The organism is Pseudomonas sp. MWU12-2020 (assembly GCF_023100605.1).
Lineage (GTDB): Bacteria > Pseudomonadota > Gammaproteobacteria > Pseudomonadales > Pseudomonadaceae > Aquipseudomonas > Aquipseudomonas fluorescens_H.
Window position 1 is genome coordinate 328605 of sequence record NZ_JALMEX010000004.1, and the last position, 16423, is coordinate 345027.

Annotated in this window: 13 protein-coding genes; 5 read left to right on the forward strand and 8 right to left on the reverse strand. The window is 61.4% G+C overall.

The window, feature by feature from the left end:
- Positions 1 to 3: 3 nt before the first annotated feature.
- The 3 genes from M0814_RS11865 (at position 4) to M0814_RS11875 (ending at position 2866) form a co-directional block, all read left to right on the forward strand.
- Complete coding sequence (locus M0814_RS11865) at positions 4 to 1029, forward strand: putative 2-aminoethylphosphonate ABC transporter substrate-binding protein (protein ID WP_103484310.1); 1026 nt, start codon at positions 4 to 6, stop codon at positions 1027 to 1029.
- A gap of 146 nt (positions 1030 to 1175) precedes the next feature.
- Positions 1176 to 2309 (forward strand): TIGR03364 family FAD-dependent oxidoreductase, encoded by a 1134-nt coding sequence (locus M0814_RS11870; protein ID WP_103484309.1) that lies wholly within the window; start codon positions 1176 to 1178, stop codon positions 2307 to 2309.
- Positions 2309 to 2866, forward strand: a complete 558-nt coding sequence (locus tag M0814_RS11875) for a phosphonate degradation HD-domain oxygenase (protein ID WP_103484308.1) — start codon at positions 2309 to 2311, stop codon at positions 2864 to 2866. Before M0814_RS11870 ends, M0814_RS11875 begins: the two co-directional genes overlap by 1 nt.
- 122 nt (positions 2867 to 2988) lie before the next feature.
- Here the strand turns inward: M0814_RS11875 and M0814_RS11880 are convergent, their stop codons facing one another.
- Both M0814_RS11880 and M0814_RS11885 read right to left on the reverse strand, forming a co-directional pair.
- Entirely contained in the window at positions 2989 to 4365 is a 1377-nt protein-coding gene (locus tag M0814_RS11880; RefSeq protein ID WP_103484307.1) for a GTPase/DUF3482 domain-containing protein, read from the reverse strand.
- Positions 4358 to 5731, reverse strand: a complete 1374-nt coding sequence (locus M0814_RS11885) for a DUF2868 domain-containing protein (protein WP_103484306.1) — start codon at positions 5729 to 5731, stop codon at positions 4358 to 4360. The genes M0814_RS11880 and M0814_RS11885 overlap by 8 nt, the downstream gene beginning before the upstream one ends.
- 85 nt (positions 5732 to 5816) lie before the next feature.
- Between M0814_RS11885 and M0814_RS11890 the strand changes: the two genes are divergently transcribed.
- The gene (locus M0814_RS11890; RefSeq protein WP_103484305.1) at positions 5817 to 6329 is read left to right on the forward strand and encodes a dihydrofolate reductase; all 513 of its coding nucleotides are present in this window, start codon (positions 5817 to 5819) and stop codon (positions 6327 to 6329) included.
- Between the two features lie 114 nt (positions 6330 to 6443).
- On the opposite strand, the gene M0814_RS11895 is transcribed toward M0814_RS11890, so the two are convergent.
- Positions 6444 to 7835 (reverse strand): L-cystine transporter, encoded by a 1392-nt coding sequence (locus tag M0814_RS11895; protein ID WP_103484304.1) that lies wholly within the window; start codon positions 7833 to 7835, stop codon positions 6444 to 6446.
- Between the two features lie 241 nt (positions 7836 to 8076).
- On the opposite strand from M0814_RS11895, the gene M0814_RS11900 reads away from it, so the two are divergent.
- Entirely contained in the window at positions 8077 to 9132 is a 1056-nt protein-coding gene (locus M0814_RS11900) for a hypothetical protein (RefSeq protein ID WP_003229167.1), read from the forward strand.
- A 225-nt stretch (positions 9133 to 9357) separates the two neighbouring features.
- On the opposite strand, the gene ilvD is transcribed toward M0814_RS11900, so the two are convergent.
- The 5 genes from ilvD to M0814_RS11925 form a co-directional block, all read right to left on the reverse strand.
- The gene (gene ilvD / locus M0814_RS11905) at positions 9358 to 11199 is read right to left on the reverse strand and encodes a dihydroxy-acid dehydratase (RefSeq protein WP_086792292.1); all 1842 of its coding nucleotides are present in this window, start codon (positions 11197 to 11199) and stop codon (positions 9358 to 9360) included.
- Between the two features lie 257 nt (positions 11200 to 11456).
- Positions 11457 to 12689 carry a multidrug effflux MFS transporter gene (locus M0814_RS11910; RefSeq protein ID WP_103484303.1) on the reverse strand — a complete coding sequence of 411 codons (1233 nt, stop codon included), beginning with the start codon at positions 12687 to 12689 and terminating at the stop codon, positions 11457 to 11459.
- Complete coding sequence (locus M0814_RS11915; protein ID WP_103484302.1) at positions 12682 to 13659, reverse strand: diiron oxygenase; 978 nt, start codon at positions 13657 to 13659, stop codon at positions 12682 to 12684. Before M0814_RS11915 ends, M0814_RS11910 begins: the two co-directional genes overlap by 8 nt.
- Positions 13656 to 14729 carry a SagB family peptide dehydrogenase gene (locus M0814_RS11920; protein ID WP_103484301.1) on the reverse strand — a complete coding sequence of 358 codons (1074 nt, stop codon included), beginning with the start codon at positions 14727 to 14729 and terminating at the stop codon, positions 13656 to 13658. The genes M0814_RS11915 and M0814_RS11920 overlap by 4 nt, the downstream gene beginning before the upstream one ends.
- A gap of 437 nt (positions 14730 to 15166) precedes the next feature.
- Positions 15167 to 16363: a class I SAM-dependent rRNA methyltransferase gene (locus M0814_RS11925; protein ID WP_103484300.1), complete on the reverse strand. Its 1197-nt coding sequence runs from the start codon at positions 16361 to 16363 to the stop codon at positions 15167 to 15169.
- Positions 16364 to 16423: the final 60 nt, after the last annotated feature.

The following is a 16423-nucleotide window of genomic DNA, read 5'->3' on the forward strand; positions in this document are numbered from 1 at the left end:
ATCATGTTCAAGCCTATGGCCCTGGCCGCTGCTGTGCTCGCTACTTTCAGCCTGAATGCCTTCGCGGCAAAAACCGAGTTGACGGTGTACACCGCTCTCGAAGCCGAGCAACTGACCGCTTACAAAGCCGCGTTCGAGAAGGCCAACCCGGACGTCGAGATCAAGTGGGTGCGTGATTCCACCGGGATCATCACCGCCAAACTGCTGGCCGAAAAGGCCCGTCCGCAGGCTGACGCGGTGTGGGGGCTGGCCGCTTCGAGCCTGGCGATCCTCGATCAGCAGGGCATGCTGCAAAGCTATGCACCGAAGGATCTGGGCAAGATCGGCGCGAACTACCGCGACGCCGCCAACCCGCCAGCCTGGGTCGGCATGGACGTGTGGGCCGCGACCATTTGCTTCAACACCGTCGAAGCCGAGAAGCAGGGTTTGAGCAAACCGGTGAGCTGGCAGGACCTGACCAAGCCTGAGTACAAGGGCAAGATCGTCATGCCGAACCCGGCGTCCTCCGGCACCGGTTTCCTCGACGTCAGCGCCTGGTTGCAAACCTTCGGTGAGAAACAGGGCTGGGCCTACATGGACGGTCTGCACCAGAACATCGGCCAGTACGTTCACTCCGGTTCCAAGCCTTGCAAACTGGCCGCTGCGGGTGAGTTCCCGATCGGCATTTCCTTCGAATACCCGGCCGTACAGCTGAAACGCCAGGGCGCGCCGCTGGACATCATCCTGCCGAAGGAAGGCCTGGGCTGGGAAATCGAAGCGACGGCCGTGATCAAAGGCACGCCGCATGAAGAGGCAGCGAAGAAACTCGCGGACTTCTCCGCCAGCGCCGAGGCGATGGATCTGTACAAGGAAAACTTCGCCGTCCTCGCCCAGCCGGGTATCGCCAAGCCACAGACCGAACTGCCGGCCGACTACGAGCAGCGCCTGATCAAGAACGACTTCGCCTGGGCCTCGAAGAATCGCGACGAGATCCTGACCGAGTGGCGCAAGCGTTATGACGGCAAGTCCGAGAAAGTTGTCGCCAAGTAAGATCTTTATCGACTGACAGGGCCTCTTCGCGAGCAAGCCCGCTCCCACATTGGATCTTCAGTGAACACCTATTTTGTGGGCACCAAGAATCCCCTGTGGGAGCGGGCTTGCTCGCGAAGGCGGTCTCCCATTCAGGGAAAATCTCCATGACTCAACACAAAGACCTGCTCATCGTCGGCGCCGGCATCCTCGGCCTGTCCCACGCCTACGCCGCCGCCAAGCGCGGCCTCAAGGTCAGCGTTTTCGAACGCACCGCCACGCCCCTCGGCGCCTCGGTGCGCAACTTCGGTCAGGCGCTGGTCACCGGCCAGCCACCCGGGCCGATGCTCGAACTGGCCAAGGCCAGCCGCGAGATTTGGGGCGACTGGGCGCAACTCGCCGGTCTGCAGATCAAGCGCAACGGCTCGTACCTGTTCGCCCGCAGCGAAGCCGAAGAGCAATTGCTCGAAGCCTTCTGCAACGGCCGCGCCGTGGAGCACGGTTACAACGTCGCCTTGCTGCGTGGCGCCGCCCTGCGGGATCTGTACCACGGCCAGTTCAGCCATCACCGCGCTGCGTTGCACGGCATGGACGATCAACAGTTGTACTCGCGGGAAGCGATCCCGGCGTTGATCGATTATCTGCGCCGCGACCTCGGCGTCGAGTTTCACTTCAGTACGCTGGTGCGCGACGTCGAGCCAGGACGTCTGCACAGCACTGCCGGCAGTTTCACGGCGAAGCAAATCATCGTCTGCTCCGGCCACGATTATCAGACCCTGCTGGCCGAGCCGATTGCCACGCTCGACCCGCAGATCTGCCGTTTGCAAATGCTCCGCGCCAAACCGCAGATCGAGTTGAATCTGCAACACGCCTTGCTCACCGGTTTGAGCTGCGTGCACTACGGCGCCTTCGCCGATTTGCCAGAAGCGGCAGCGGTGCAGGCACAGATCCTGCGCGAACAGCCGCACCTGCACGACAACGGCATTCACCTGCTGATCAGCCCGACGCCGCATGGCGAGCTGATCATCGGCGACTCGCACCATTACGGCAGCGATCCATCGCCGTTCAACGCCGAGCAAGTGGACAACTGGATGCTCGAACTGGCCGAGCACACGCTGGGCTGCAAGGTGCAAGTGGTCGAGCGCTGGCAGGGCGTCTATGGTTCCCGTGGGCCGGGGCCGTTCTCATTCCTGCGCCCGGCACCGGGCTTGAGTGTGGCGCTGATGCACACCGGCGTCGGCATGAGCGTCGGTCCGGCACTGGCCGAGCGCAACGTGGCGCAATTGCTGGAGGAAATCTGATGGCGGCGCATGCGCAAGTCGTTGACCGGGTGTTTGCGCTGTATGAACGCTTTGGTGCCAGTGATTACATCGGCGAGCCGGTGTCGCAGATCGAACACATGTCTCAGGCAGCGCAGTTGGCGATGGCTGAAGGCTTTGATGATGAAGTGGTGCTCGCCGCGTTCTTCCACGACATCGGCCATTTGTGTGCCGAAGGTGCCGAGAACATGGGCGGTTATGGCGTGGTCAGCCATGAGCGGCTGGGCGCGGATTATTTGCGTGAGGCGGGATTCAGCGAGCGTATGGCGCGGCTGGTGGAATATCACGTGCAGGCCAAGCGCTATCTGACGCTACGTGAACCGGGGTATTTCGAGCGCCTGAGTGAAGCCAGTCGTCGGACCCTGGAATATCAGGGCGGGGTGATGAGCGAGGCTGAGGCGGATGCGTTTGAGCGCGATCCGTTGTGTACCGTGAGTTTGCGCATGCGGCAGTGGGATGAGTTGGCCAAGGAGAGGGCGGTGCCGGTGATGGAGCTGGGAGTATTGAAGGAGAAGGCGTTGCGCCTGCTGGCGGCGTAATCCGTGTCACCGAGTCGCGCCATTCGCGAGCAAGCCCGCTCCCACATTCGACCGAGTTCCACCATAAAGAATGCGATCAAACTGTGGGAGCGGGCTTGCTCGCGAAGAGGCCAGATCAGGCGCTACAAATCTGCAGCCAGTAAATCAATCTGCTCCTGCCGCTCCGCCTGATTCAGCTTCGGATGCGGATTGAGCGAAGACCACTGCGGATGCGCCCGTGCCTTGTGCAACGCTTCAGGCAGCTTGCCTTCGCGCCAGGTCTTGTCCTGCGGGGTGGCGACCTGAACCGCTTCCATCGCCGCATGCCCGCGCTGATCGAGCGCCAGCAACAGTTGGCGCTGACGCAACGCCAACAGCCGCAGCACCCCGTCATCCACGGTCAATTCCCGCTGTCCCTTGATCTTGCCCAGCAAGCGGCTGCCATAACTGCGCGCGGTTTGCAGGGCGCCGCCGGCAATCGCACCGGCCAATGCCGCCGCACCGAGGGTAATGCCGCCGACCAGCAGATCCACCCCAGCCCCGGCAGCGGCACCGGCCGCAATCCCGCCGCCCACCCGCACGCCGAGTTGCTTCAGGGTTTCCGGGTTGAACAGATCATCGCCCCAACGCCCATCGAGCAACGGCAGATCACTGGCCGCCGCATCCTGCGGGCGAAACGCATAGAGCTTGAGCAACGCTTCGACGCATTTCTGTTCACGCTGGCGCACGGCTTTGCGCAGTTCGCTGATCGCTTGCTGTTCCTGCTCGGCCTCGCTGACCACACTGCGTCGGCAGGCGGCGCAGTCGATCAGCAATTCGGCGATCAAACGCGCCGCACTTTGTTGGCGGGCGAGGCGCTGGGCCTGTTGATCGGCGATCAAGCGCTCCAGTTGCGGACGGGCGTTTTCCAGCAGCAGCGCAAGGCTTTCGTACAGGCGCCGCTCGCCATCTTCCGGCGGTGCGACGCTGTCGAAGCGCACCAGCGCATGCAGGCCAAGCCGCGCCAACGCTTCGCGCCAGTCCGGCTCGCGATGGTTGGCGCTGCTGACGAAATTCAGCACCGGCAACAGCGGCTTGCCGCAACTGGCGAGCACTTCGAGTTCGTCACGATACTTGGCCAGCACCGGTTCGCGGGCGTCGATCACATACAGACCGGCGTCGGAGGCGAGTAGCTGTCGCAGCACTTTCGCCTCCTGTTCGAAACGCTGACGCGCTTCGCTGCCGTCGAGAAACCGCGCCAGTCGCGCCGGGCCGTCGAGACGTTCGCCGGGGCGTTCCAGACGCTCAAGGAAATCCAGCAGGGCGATGGCGTCTTCCAGCCCGGGGGTGTCGTAGAGATCGAGCAACGGCTCGCCGTCCACCGACAACCGCGCACCCTCGACATGTCGAGTGGTGCTCGGCCGGTGTGAGACTTCGCCGAAGCCGACGTCGCGGGTCAGGGTGCGTAGCAGCGAGGTCTTGCCGACGTTGGTGTGGCCGACCACCGCGAGTTTCAGCGGCGCTTTCCGGGCATCAGTCATGACCGCTCTCCAGCCAGTTCATCGGTGCGCAATCGGCGAAGGGCAACTCCAGTTGTTGCAGCGCAACGTGCCAGTCGCCGAGACGGGCACTGTCCAGCGCTTCGCCGGGCGGTGCTTGCAGCAACCAGACCCGGGTGGCGCTGGCGTTGCGCGCCAGTTCGGCGATCAGCGCGAGGCTGCCGCGATCCGGCGAGCGTCGCGGGTCGCAGGCGATCAGCAGGCGCGCCGGGGGGAAACGGCTGAGCTGTTCGAGCAGTTTGTGCCGCGATTCGCGGCTGTCGAGGATTCCGGCGTTGCTCACGGTTTTCGGCAGGGCCGGTGGCCACGGGCGCTGGTCGTCAAGTTCGATGGCGACCAGCAAAGCGCCGTCGCTGGCGTGTTCGCTGACGCTGCTTTCAACGCGATGCAAATGCGCAGGCGCCGCGTCGTTGATGCCGAGGCGTTCACTGGTTGGCATCAGCCGTTCACGCAACTGGGCGTAACCGGGCAAGTTCAGGTCCAGGGTCAGCGCGGCTTTGCCGCGACTCCAGCGCCAGAAACACAACAGCGCCAGCAGCAGACGCGGCAGCACGCCGTAGACCACCAGCACGCCGACCAGCCAGGTTGCCCAGGCCTGTCGCGCGCTTTCGATATCCAGCGCTGCGCCGCCGCTGGCGCGGATCATCTCTACGGTCGGCACGTTGAAGCCGAGCAGCGCCGGCAGCGCGCCAAGGGCTTGGGTCAGGTTGATAAAGGTGTCGGCGCCGAGAATGGTGGTTTCCCAGACGAAACCGTAGCGCCGGGTCGCCATCAGTGTCAGCAGCAACAGCAGCGCGCTGAGCATCGCCAGCAACCACAGGCCATTGACCAAAGTGCCGAGCGCCCAGCGATTGAGTTTCCTGCGCTGCAACATCAGCAGCAGGGCCGGCGCGAGTTGCGCGGCTTTGGCATCGCGGGCGAGTTTTTCGCTGAGCCACAGCCACAAGCGCCCAAGGGTGGCGCCGTGTTCACCGGCAAAGATCAGGCCCAGCGCCCAGCTCAGCAGCAGAATCAGGTTCAGTCCGAGCAGACTGCCCAGGGCCCAGAACACATTGACCGGCGTCTGGCTCAGCGCGGCGAAGGCCAGACCGGCGCCGCTCAGCAACGCGAAAATGACCAGCAGCACCAGCGCCAGACGCGCGCCTTGCAGCCAGTGCTTGAGTGCTGCGCTCAGCCCGTCGCGCTCGGCCAGCCACACGGCGCGGCGCTGAATACGGCCCGGCAGATCGCCGCCGGCCGCGCGGGCCAGTCGATTGGCTTCCAGATCCTCCAGGGGACCTGCGTGTTCTTCGCGCAGGCGGATGGTTTCGGTCAGCCAGAGGTTTTGCAGTGGAGTCAGTTCAGTCACGCGCCATTCCGTTGCTCGATTGAGCAGTGAGCATAACCGCTGTGGCGCTTATCGGGTCAAGCGAGGCTCTGGTATCCTCGCCGGCATGACTAAATCACTCCCCCTCAGCCTGATCGCAGCCCTCGGTGAAAACCGCGTGATCGGCGTCGACAACAGCATGCCCTGGCACCTGCCGGGGGACTTCAAATACTTCAAGGCCACGACCCTCGGCAAGCCGATCATCATGGGCCGCAAGACCTGGGATTCCCTCGGCCGTCCGCTGCCGGGGCGCTTGAACATCGTGGTCAGCCGTCAGCCGGATCTGCTGCTGGAAGGGGCAGAGGTGTATCCGTCGCTGGAAGCCGCGGTGGTTCGCGCCGAGGAATGGGCGAAAGCGCAGGGTGTCGATGAGTTGATGCTGATTGGCGGCGCGCAGTTGTATGCGCAAGGGCTGGCGCAGGCGGATCGTCTGTACCTGACCCGAGTGGCGCTGAGTCCGGAGGGCGATGCGTGGTTTCCGGAGTTCGATCCGAACCAGTGGAGACTGGTGTCGAATGTGCCGAATCCGGCTGAGGGCGAAAAGCCCGCTTACAACTTCGAAGTCTGGGAAAAAGCTTAATTAACCTGTGGCGAGGGAGCTTGCTCCCGCTGGCCTGCGCAGCAGGCCCAAGATGTCGGGGTCGCTTCGCAACCCAGCGGGAGCAAGCTCCCTCGCCACAAGACTGTGTTGCTGTCAGGCCTGCGCCAGCTCCGCATGCTCATCCGCATCCAGCAGTGCTTTATCGGTCTGCTGCATCACTTGGCTGGTAATCGCACCGGCCGTGATCGAACCACTCACGTTCAACGCCGTACGACCCATGTCGATCAGCGGCTCCACCGAAATCAGCAGCGCCACCAGCGACACCGGCAAGCCCATCGCCGGCAGCACGATCAGCGCAGCAAACGTCGCGCCACCGCCAACACCGGCCACACCGGCCGAACTCAGGGTCACAATCGCCACCAGCGTCGCGATCCACAGCGGGTCCAGCGGGTTGATGCCGACGGTTGGCGCAACCATCACCGCCAACATCGCCGGGTACAGACCGGCGCAACCGTTCTGGCCGATGGTCGCACCGAACGAGGCGGCGAAACTGGCGATCGACTGCGGAATGCCCAGGCGACGGGTCTGCGCTTCGATGCTCAGCGGAATGCTCGCCGCGCTGGAGCGGCTGGTGAACGCGAACGTCAGCACTGGCCAGATCTTGCGGAAGAACCGCAGCGGGTTGATCCCGGCCACCGACACCAGCAGGCCATGCACCACGAACATCAGGCCCAGACCGAGGTACGAGACCACCACGAAACTGCCGAGCTTGATGATGTCCTGCAGGTTGGAACCGGCCACCACTTTGGTCATCAGCGCCAGCACGCCGTACGGGGTCAGCTTCATCACCAGACGCACCAGACGCATCACCCAGGCTTGCAGGGTGTCGATGGCGTTGATCACTTTCTGACCTTTTTCGACATCATCCTTGAGCAGTTGCAGCGCCGCGACCCCGAGGAACGCGGCGAAGATCACCACGCTGATGATCGAGGTCGGCTTGGCCCGGGCCAGGTCGGCGAACGGGTTCTGCGGAATGAACGACAGCAGCAGCTGCGGCACATTCAGGTCGGCAACCTTGCCGGCGTAGTCGGTCTGAATGGTTTGCAGACGGGCCATTTCCTGAGTGCCGGCGACCAGACCTTCGGCGGTGAGGCCGAACAGGTTGGTCAGACCGATACCGATCAGTGCCGCAATCGCGGTGGTGAACAGCAGCGTGCCGATGGTCAGGAAGCTGATCTTGCCCAGCGACGAGGCGTTGTGCAGACGCGCGACCGCGCTGAGGATCGAGGCGAACACCAGCGGGATCACGATCATTTGCAGCAACTGCACGTAGCCGTTGCCGACCAGATCAAACCAGCCGATCGAGGCTTTCAGCACCGGGTTGCCGGCACCGTAAACGGTGTGCAGGGCAACACCAAATACCACGCCGAGCACCAGCGCGAGCAGGACTTTTTTCGCCAGGCTCCACGTAGTGTGGCGGGTTTGCGCCAGACCGAAGAGCAGGGCGAAGAACACCAGCAGATTGAGGATCAGCGGCAGATTCATGAAGACTCCGATAAGACTTGTGCCAGTCGCATTCTTGGGCAACTGCGAACCGGCAAGCCTAACAGTTTGATTTCCAATGAATTAATACCGAAATCGCAGGTCGTCCGTCGTTTTTGGAATAAGCGCCTGTCGCTCTCGGCAATGCAACTGGCGTTGAGGAGACGTAAGCGGTCGCTGACAGACGAGGACTGTCACACTTATTTGTTAGCGTCGATGTCTTTCAGTCAGGGAGAAAACGCCGATGAAGTTCGCACCGAAAATGCTCGCTGTGGTTCTTGGATTGGGCTTGGCCGCTCACGCATTCGCCACCGATCTGAAGCACTGGCCGGCGGATCAGGCCAAGGCACTGGACGCGATGATCGCGGCCAACGCCAACAAGGGTAACTACGCGGTGTTCGACATGGACAACACCAGTTACCGCTATGACCTCGAAGAGTCCTTGTTGCCGTTTATGGAAAACAAGGGGCTGATCACCCGCGAGACGCTTGATCCCTCCCTGAAACTGATGCCGTTCAAGGACACCGCTGACCATAAGGAAAGCCTGTTCAGCTATTACTATCGCCTGTGCGAAGTCGACGACATGGTCTGCTACCCATGGGTGGCGCAGGTGTTCTCTGGCTTTACCCTCAAGGAACTCAAAGGCTACGTCGATGAGCTGATGGCCTCGGGCAAACCGGTGCCGACCACTTATTACGACGGTGACGTGGTCAAGAACCTTGAGGTACAGCCACCAAAAGTCTTTACCGGTCAGGCCGAGCTGTACAACAAACTGATGGAGAACGGGATTGAGGTCTACGTGATGACCGCCGCCTCCGAAGAACTGGTGCGCATGGTCGCGGCAGATCCGAAGTACGGCTACAACGTCAAACCGCAGAACGTGATCGGCGTGAGCACATTGCTGAAGAACCGCGAAACCGGCGAGCTGACCACCGCACGCAAACAGATCACTGCCGGCAAATATGACGAGAAAGCCAACCTCGGCCTCGAACTGACCCCCTACCTGTGGACCCCGGCGACCTGGATGGCCGGCAAGCACGCGGCGATCCTGACCTACATCGACGAGTGGAAAAAGCCAGTGCTGGTGGGCGGCGATACCCCGACCAGCGACGGTTACATGTTGTTCCACAGTGTTGACGTGGCCAAGGGCGGCATCCACTTGTGGGTCAACCGCAAAGACAAATACATGACCCAGCTCAACGGCATGATGACCAAGAACGCGGCAGCGCAGGCCAAGGAAGGGTTGCCGGTGACGGCGGACAAAAACTGGGTGATCGTTAAACCCGAGGAAATTCAGTAAGACCCAATTCTGTGTTGGAGCGCAGATTCCGGAATCACTGACAGTCCCCTGTGGGAGCGGGCTTGCTCGCGAAGAGGGAGTGTCAGGCGAGAGATTTTTTGACCGGTAGACCGCTTTCGCGAGCAAGCCCGCTCCCACCGTTTTGATCTTCTGTGTCTGGGATATTTTGGTCGGGCAAAAAAATGCCCCGCACTTGGCGGGGCATTTTTATTCGGCGGCTAAAACTTACAGCCCGTCGAGCATCGCCTTGTTGCGCACCGCACCCTTGTCGGCGCTGGTCGCCAGCAGGGCGTAGGCCTTCAGGGCAGTGGTCACCTTGCGTGGACGCTGCTCGACCGGTTTCCAGCCTTTCTTGTCCTGTTCGACCCGGCGCGCAGCCAGTTCTTCATCGCTGACCAACAGGTTGATCGAGCGGTTAGGGATGTCGATCAGCACTTTGTCGCCGTCCTGCACCAGACCGATCGCGCCACCGGCCGCAGCCTCTGGCGAAGCGTGGCCGATCGACAGGCCGGAAGTACCGCCAGAGAAACGACCGTCTGTGAGCAACGCACAGGCTTTGCCCAGACCTTTGGACTTCAGGTACGAGGTCGGGTAGAGCATTTCCTGCATGCCCGGGCCGCCTTTCGGGCCTTCGTAGCGAATGATGACGATGTCGCCTTCCTTCACTTCGTCGGCGAGGATGCCGCGCACGGCGCTGTCCTGGCTTTCGAAGATCTTCGCGTTGCCTTCGAAGACGTGGATCGACTCATCGACGCCGGCGGTTTTCACCACGCAGCCGTCGAGGGCGATGTTGCCGTACAGCACGGCCAGGCCGCCTTCTTTCGAGTAGGCGTGTTCGAAGCTGCGGATGCAGCCGTTTTCACGGTCGTCATCGAGGGTTTCCCAACGAGTCGACTGGCTGAACGCGGTCTGGGTCGGGATGCCTGCCGGGCCGGCCTTGAAGAAGTGGTGCACGGCTTCATCGTCGGTCTGGGTGATGTCCCACTTGGCGATGGCTTCTTCCATGCTGCGGCTGTGCACGGTCGGCAGGTCGGTGTGCAGCAGACCGCCACGGGCCAGCGAACCGAGGATGCTGAAGATGCCGCCAGCGCGGTGCACGTCTTCCATGTGGTACTTCTGGATGTTCGGCGCCACTTTGCACAGTTGCGGCACGCTGCGCGAGAGACGGTCGATGTCGCGCAGGTCGAAATCGATCTCGGCTTCCTGAGCCGCAGCCAGCAAGTGCAGGATGGTATTGGTCGAACCGCCCATGGCGATGTCGAGCATCATCGCGTTCTCGAACGCCTTGAAGTTGGCGATATTGCGCGGCAGCACCGACTCGTCGTTCTCGCCGTAGTAACGCTTGCACAGCTCGACGATGGTACGACCAGCCTGCAGGAACAGTTGTTCGCGGTCGCTGTGGGTCGCGAGGGTCGAACCGTTGCCCGGCAATGCGAGACCGAGGGCTTCGGTCAGGCAGTTCATCGAGTTGGCGGTGAACATGCCGGAGCACGAACCGCAGGTCGGGCAGGCGCTGCGCTCGTACTCGGCAACCTTCTCGTCAGAAGCGCTGGAGTCGGCGGCGATCACCATGGCGTCGACGAGGTCGAGACCGTGGGACGCGAGTTTGGTCTTGCCGGCTTCCATCGGGCCGCCGGAAACGAAGATCACCGGAATGTTCAGGCGCAGGGCGGCCATCAGCATGCCCGGGGTGATCTTGTCGCAGTTGGAGATGCAGACGATGGCGTCGGCGCAGTGGGCGTTGACCATGTACTCGACGGAGTCGGCGATGATCTCGCGACTCGGCAGCGAATACAGCATGCCGTCGTGACCCATGGCGATGCCGTCATCCACGGCGATGGTGTTGAATTCTTTCGCGACGCCACCGGCGCGTTCGATTTCCCGGGCAACCAGTTGACCGAGGTCCTTGAGGTGCACGTGCCCCGGCACGAACTGGGTGAAGGAGTTGGCAATGGCGATGATCGGCTTCTTGAAGTCGTCATCTTTCATCCCGGTGGCGCGCCACAGTGCGCGGGCGCCGGCCATGTTGCGGCCGTGGGTGGATGTTTTCGAGCGGTAATCTGGCATGGAGCACTCCGGGCGGCTAATCAGGTATCAAAAGGGAGTGAGCTTCTATTGACGTCTGGAACACTCAGAAATGGCCGTGTGTCCTGGATGTTGCCGATGACTTTGCGGGATCGCCGCTTGCCTCAGCCTGAGCTCATAAACCCGCCGGGGGATGAATGGCGATGAATCAGCCGATTCTACACCGCTGGCGTCTGGAGGGAATGGCGCAAAGCGTTGTTCCAGTGCCGACGGTGCGTGTGGCATGACGACCGGCAGGCTCAATCGCTGCCAGAGGGCGTGATGGCACTGGTTTCGATGACTCTGGCGCGGTGGCTGATCCGCTTGTTCAACGCCAGTGCGATGCAGCTGAGCAGGATAAAACAGTAGCCGAGGGTGGCTTGCAGGTTGCTTGGGCTCAGGCTGATCAGGGCGCTGATCAGGCCGCCACAGATGAAAATGATCGTGCTGCCTGCGGAGGCCGAGGTCCCGGCATTTTCCGGGAACAGGCTCATGGCCCGCGAAGTGGCAGCAGGGCGCGCGATGGTCGTACCGGCGGTGCAGATCAGCATCGGGATCAGCACCGTGGCCGCCGAGAGCGCCAGGTGCCTGGCCATGAACAGCATCACCAGCCCCGCCAGCAGGATCAGGCTCAGCCCGACCAGCATTTGCTGCCCGGGCGAAATGCGCCGGCTCAGCAGCGTGGCGACGATGCCGCCAGCGACATAGGCCGCGCCGTAGATCAGCAGGATCAGCGAGAAGTCATAGGCTGACAGCTGCAATTGATCCATGAAAATCAGCGGCGAAATGACAATGAACGAGAAGTGGCAGGCGAATGCGAAAGCCGAGATCAGCCAGTAGCCAACGAAGTCGAAGTCCCCCAGCACCCGTCGGTAAGCCTTGAGAAAATGGATCGGTGTATCTCTGACAGCGGGCCGACTGTTGTCCAGAAACACCCAGGCTTTGAGCAACACCACAGCCGCCAGTGCGATGAACAGCCAGAAGCTGCCGCGCCAGCCCAGGGTCGCCTGCAGAAAGGTCCCGGCCAGCGGCGATACCGAGATGAAGATCCCGGTGGCGGTCACCATCAGGATCCGCAGGCGATCGCGCTGTTCGCCTTCGAACAGGTCCTGCACCAGTGCCTGCGACAGGACGAAACAGCCGCAGCCGATGGCCTGCACGATGCGAAAGGTCATGAACAGTGTGTAGTCACTGGTCATGACGCAGCCGATGGCGCCGAGGATCGAGACAGCCATGCCGGCGAGCAGCAAGCCCTTGCGCCCGATGACGTCGGACAATGGCCCGATCAGCAGTTGGGCAAAGGCGATGCCCACCGCGAACAGGCTGATCGACAGGGCGATGTCGGTCGGGGTGCTGGCGAAGTGTTCGGCCAGCGCCGGGAACGACGGCAGCAGGACGTCCAGCGGAAACACTCCCAGCAGCACCATGGCCAACAGCAGACTGACCGCCCCGCGTCGTTGTCGGGTCGTTACCACCGTTCTTCCTTCAAGCATCGATCAGTCCTGCCTTGGTGAAAAGTTTGCGGTTGTTGGGGTGCGCGAAGAATCCGGCCCTTTCGAGTGCAGCAAGCGTAGCCGTGGCTCCGGATCTGGCACGCTGGCGGCTGGCCTGTTCGTTGGTCAGGTCATCGAGAATCTCCTTGATTGCGCCTTCGCCAATGCCGGCGCGGCGCAGGCTCTGATGTAGCCATTGCTCGTCGACTTCGAAGAAGGTCGCCAGGGTCTCCAGCAAGGTTCTGGCCGCGAAGGCGCGCTGACGGCTGTTCAGGGTCAGCCAGAGGTAGTGAAAGACTTCGGAAAAAAACCGACTGTGCCGGGCTTCGTCAGCGAGGTGGTCGCGCAACATGTCACTCACGCTGGTGACCAGCGTTTCCCGGCACACATCCAGCAGCTCCCGGGCAATGATGGTTTCCGAGACGAAACCGAGCAGAAACCACGCCAGTGGGCGTTTGCTCTCCGGTGTTCGGGCGATCAGACCGGTCAGGCGGGTAATGCGCAGGGGCATCTGCGGTCGGCCGGTGAAACCATGCAGTTCGGCGATCTGTTCGGCCAGACGATGGGAGAACAGCGCGTGATAACCCTCGTCGGTATAGAGCTGCAGCGCGGCGGTTTTCATCCGTGAAGGAATGTAGGCAGGTAACTCGCCGTGGACGATGGTTTCCACGGCGCGGTTGACGATGCGGTGTTCAAGCAGCGTGGTGTAGTCGAGGAAGTGCACCAGGTGATTGGCCGCCAGTCGATGCATGACCCTGCTGCCTGCGGCTTCGATGGCCGGGTGGGACAGGTACGGCAGGAAGGCCGGCGGAAACCAGAAGCGGGTCTGCAGTTGTAACTGCAGGTCTGCCGGCAACTGGTAGTCGTGCCGGCTCGTACGCACCGAAGCGCGGTTGTCCCAATCGCCAAGCGTGAAGCGAAGCATCCAGGACTCAGGTGTTTCGGGCTGTTCCGCGGTTGGCACGTTCATGTACGCGTCTCCTGCAACAGGTCACGCATTTCCTGACAAATCGCCTGACCGTCGCTGGCGCCGCAGCCGACAAAGAACAACGGTTGTTCAGCGCTGCCTTCGAGTTTGAGCAGGGCTTCGACCTGCCGATCGGCAAACGCGCCGGTCAGCCACGTTCCCAGGCCCAGCGCCGTGGCCACCAGTTGAAAGGTCTGCGACAGGTGACCCGCTTCGACGAACGCCATGCGATAGGCGCGCGAGTGTTCATACTTCCACCAGAGCTTGTCGAAGCGGGCGGTGATGAACAGACCCAGCGGCAGGTTATTGATGAAATGCTGGCCCGCCAGCAAATGGCCGAGCGCGGGTTCGGGCAAGGGATTGACCCGGCTGAGCGCATGTTCTGCCGGGTGATAGGCATAGATGCCGGGTTCCAGGCCCTCGATATTGCGAGCCAGGAGAAACCCTTCACAGGCGTTCAACCCGCCACCCGAAGGACTGCTGCGACGGGCGCCAAGGCCCTCGGCGATACTCTCGTCGCGATCATGGTCGCGGTGGCGAAGAAAACCCAGCGTGAGATACATCAGTGTGCCGACGTCACCGAGGGTGATTGATGCGCCAGTAAAGGAGCGGCAGGTTTTTCTCAGGCGCAGGACATTGCCAAGACTGGCAACGGTCAGGGCGGCGGAGGCGGGGAGGGCGATTCGGGGTTCGTCCTGTTGTATCGGACGATCTTGCGCGGGTGCCGGTGTGGTCAGCACGGCGCTGCAATGGTTCAGGTATTGCCTGGACCACTCATGAATATTCTGGGGTATCTGTTCGCAGGGAATGTTCTGGGTGCCGATATGATAAATCTTCGACAACTCATCCCAGCCCCATGGCGGGCTGTCTATTTTTGCAACGGTTAATATGCCCGCATTCAGAAGTTGTGAGTCTATTATGTTGCGTCTGTCGAATTGCTCTGGATTATTGATAAGTTGTGCAAGTCGACAAGAATAAGTCAGGTCCAGCTCATGCTGAGTATGGTCTTTATAATTCCAGACTATTTGTCCGGGTGTGCGCGGCAATATGAATAAGTAAGGATTGATGTGCATGTTATATAGATCGCTCTGGAAAGGGTCGAAAGAACGCTGGGGTGCCGGCACTCCCCAGCGTTCTGGCTCACTTAGCGGGCTTTAGGCGCAACCAGGAAGGCCAGGTTTGCGATTTTGTTGGTTTCCAGAGTAATTGCTTTCATAAGTATGAACTCCTTGTTCATTGAGAGTGAATGTCACCGTCGTGGTGACAACTTAATAATAGGTTGTAATGAATTATTGGCAAGCGATACTTGGGTAGGAAATTTCTATTAATTTTGTCGGAGCGGGCATGCTGCACGGGCGGGCTTGTAAGTTTTAATTCTTAAAATTTAATGCGCAGGGAAATGTCCTGCGTACATGTAGGAAGTTGGTTGTAGGAAAAAGCCAAGGAATTCGACGACATTGCATCGCCGTAAGCAAACGGGAAGCCCGCAGGCTCCCCGTTTCATGGCCAATCAGCTGTTCGGCAGCAGACGGCAGGTGATGCTCTTGATGTAGCGGGTCTCGGCGATGGCCGGGTGTACCGGGTGATCCGGGCCTTGACCACCACGTTCCAGCAACTGGATGTTGCGATCCAGGTGACGGGCGCTGGTCAGCAGGATGTTCTGCAGATCATCTTCCGGCAGGTGCATGGAGCACGAAGCGCTGACCAGAATGCCGTCCTTGGTGAGCAGGCGCATGGCTTGCTCGTTCAAGCGACGGTAGGCGCCTTCACCGTTTTTCATGTCTTTCTTGCGTTTGATGAACGCCGGCGGGTCGGCAACGATCACGTCGAAACGTTCTTCGCTGGCCTTGAGTTCTTTCAAGGCTTCGAAGACGTCGCCTTCGATGCAGGTCATCTTGTCGGCGAAGCCGTTCAGTGCGGCGTTACGCTCGACACCGTCTAGGGCGAAGCCCGATGCGTCGACGCAGAACACTTCGCTGGCGCCGAACGCTGCAGCCTGCACGCCCCAGCCACCGATGTAGCTATAGAGGTCGAGCACGCGTTTGCCTTTGGCATAGGGAGCCAGGCGGGCGCGGTTCATGCGGTGGTCGTAGAACCAGCCGGTTTTCTGGCCGCCAATCACCGGCGCTTCAAACTTCACGCCGTTCTCTTCCAGCGCGACCCACTCCGGCACCAGACCGAACACGGTTTCGACGTAGCGGTTGAGGCCTTCGGCGTCACGGGCGGCGGAGTCGTTCTTGAACAGGATGCCGCTTGGCTTGAGCACTTGGGTCAGTGCAGCGATCACGTCATCTTTGTGCGCTTCCATGGTTGCCGAGGCAATCTGCACCACGAGGATGTCGCCGAAACGGTCGACCACCAGACCCGGCAGCAGGTCGGAATCGCCGTACACCAGGCGGTAGAACGGCTTGTCGAACAGGCGCTCGCGCAGCGACAGGGCCACGTTCAGACGATGCACCAGCAGCGATTTGTCCAGAGGCAGCTTGATGTCGCGCGACAACAGGCGAGCGCAGATCAGGTTGTTCGGGCTCATCGCGACGACGCCCAGCGGCTTGCCGCCAGCGGCTTCGAGGATCGCCTGATCGCCGGCCTTGAAGCCGTGCAGTGGCGTGGCGGCCACATCGATTTCGTTGCTGTAGACCCACAAGTGGCCGTTGCGCAGGCGACGGTCGGCGTTGGCTTTGAGGCGCAGGCTAGGCAGGGACATGACGTCGCTCCGGAAAAAGAGCGGGAGTATACCGTGTTGATGCGCGTGCAGGTTCAGCGC

What these genes read in the sequence shown, in the direction of transcription:
- M0814_RS11865 (WP_103484310.1), top strand. Translation starts at nt 4, where the DNA reads ATGTTCAAGCCTATGGCCCTGGCCGCTGCTGTGCTCGCTACTTTCAGC.
- M0814_RS11870 (WP_103484309.1), top strand. Translation starts at nt 1,176, where the DNA reads ATGACTCAACACAAAGACCTGCTCATCGTCGGCGCCGGCATCCTCGGC.
- M0814_RS11875 (WP_103484308.1), top strand. Translation starts at nt 2,309, where the DNA reads ATGGCGGCGCATGCGCAAGTCGTTGACCGGGTGTTTGCGCTGTATGAA.
- M0814_RS11880 (WP_103484307.1), bottom strand. Translation starts at nt 4,365, where the DNA reads ATGACTGATGCCCGGAAAGCGCCGCTGAAACTCGCGGTGGTCGGCCAC.
- M0814_RS11890 (WP_103484305.1), top strand. Translation starts at nt 5,817, where the DNA reads ATGACTAAATCACTCCCCCTCAGCCTGATCGCAGCCCTCGGTGAAAAC.
- M0814_RS11895 (WP_103484304.1), bottom strand. Translation starts at nt 7,835, where the DNA reads ATGAATCTGCCGCTGATCCTCAATCTGCTGGTGTTCTTCGCCCTGCTC.
- M0814_RS11900 (WP_003229167.1), top strand. Translation starts at nt 8,077, where the DNA reads ATGAAGTTCGCACCGAAAATGCTCGCTGTGGTTCTTGGATTGGGCTTG.
- ilvD (WP_086792292.1), bottom strand. Translation starts at nt 11,199, where the DNA reads ATGCCAGATTACCGCTCGAAAACATCCACCCACGGCCGCAACATGGCC.
- M0814_RS11910 (WP_103484303.1), bottom strand. Translation starts at nt 12,689, where the DNA reads ATGCTTGAAGGAAGAACGGTGGTAACGACCCGACAACGACGCGGGGCG.
- M0814_RS11915 (WP_103484302.1), bottom strand. Translation starts at nt 13,659, where the DNA reads ATGAACGTGCCAACCGCGGAACAGCCCGAAACACCTGAGTCCTGGATG.
- M0814_RS11920 (WP_103484301.1), bottom strand. Translation starts at nt 14,729, where the DNA reads ATGCACATCAATCCTTACTTATTCATATTGCCGCGCACACCCGGACAA.
- M0814_RS11925 (WP_103484300.1), bottom strand. Translation starts at nt 16,363, where the DNA reads ATGTCCCTGCCTAGCCTGCGCCTCAAAGCCAACGCCGACCGTCGCCTG.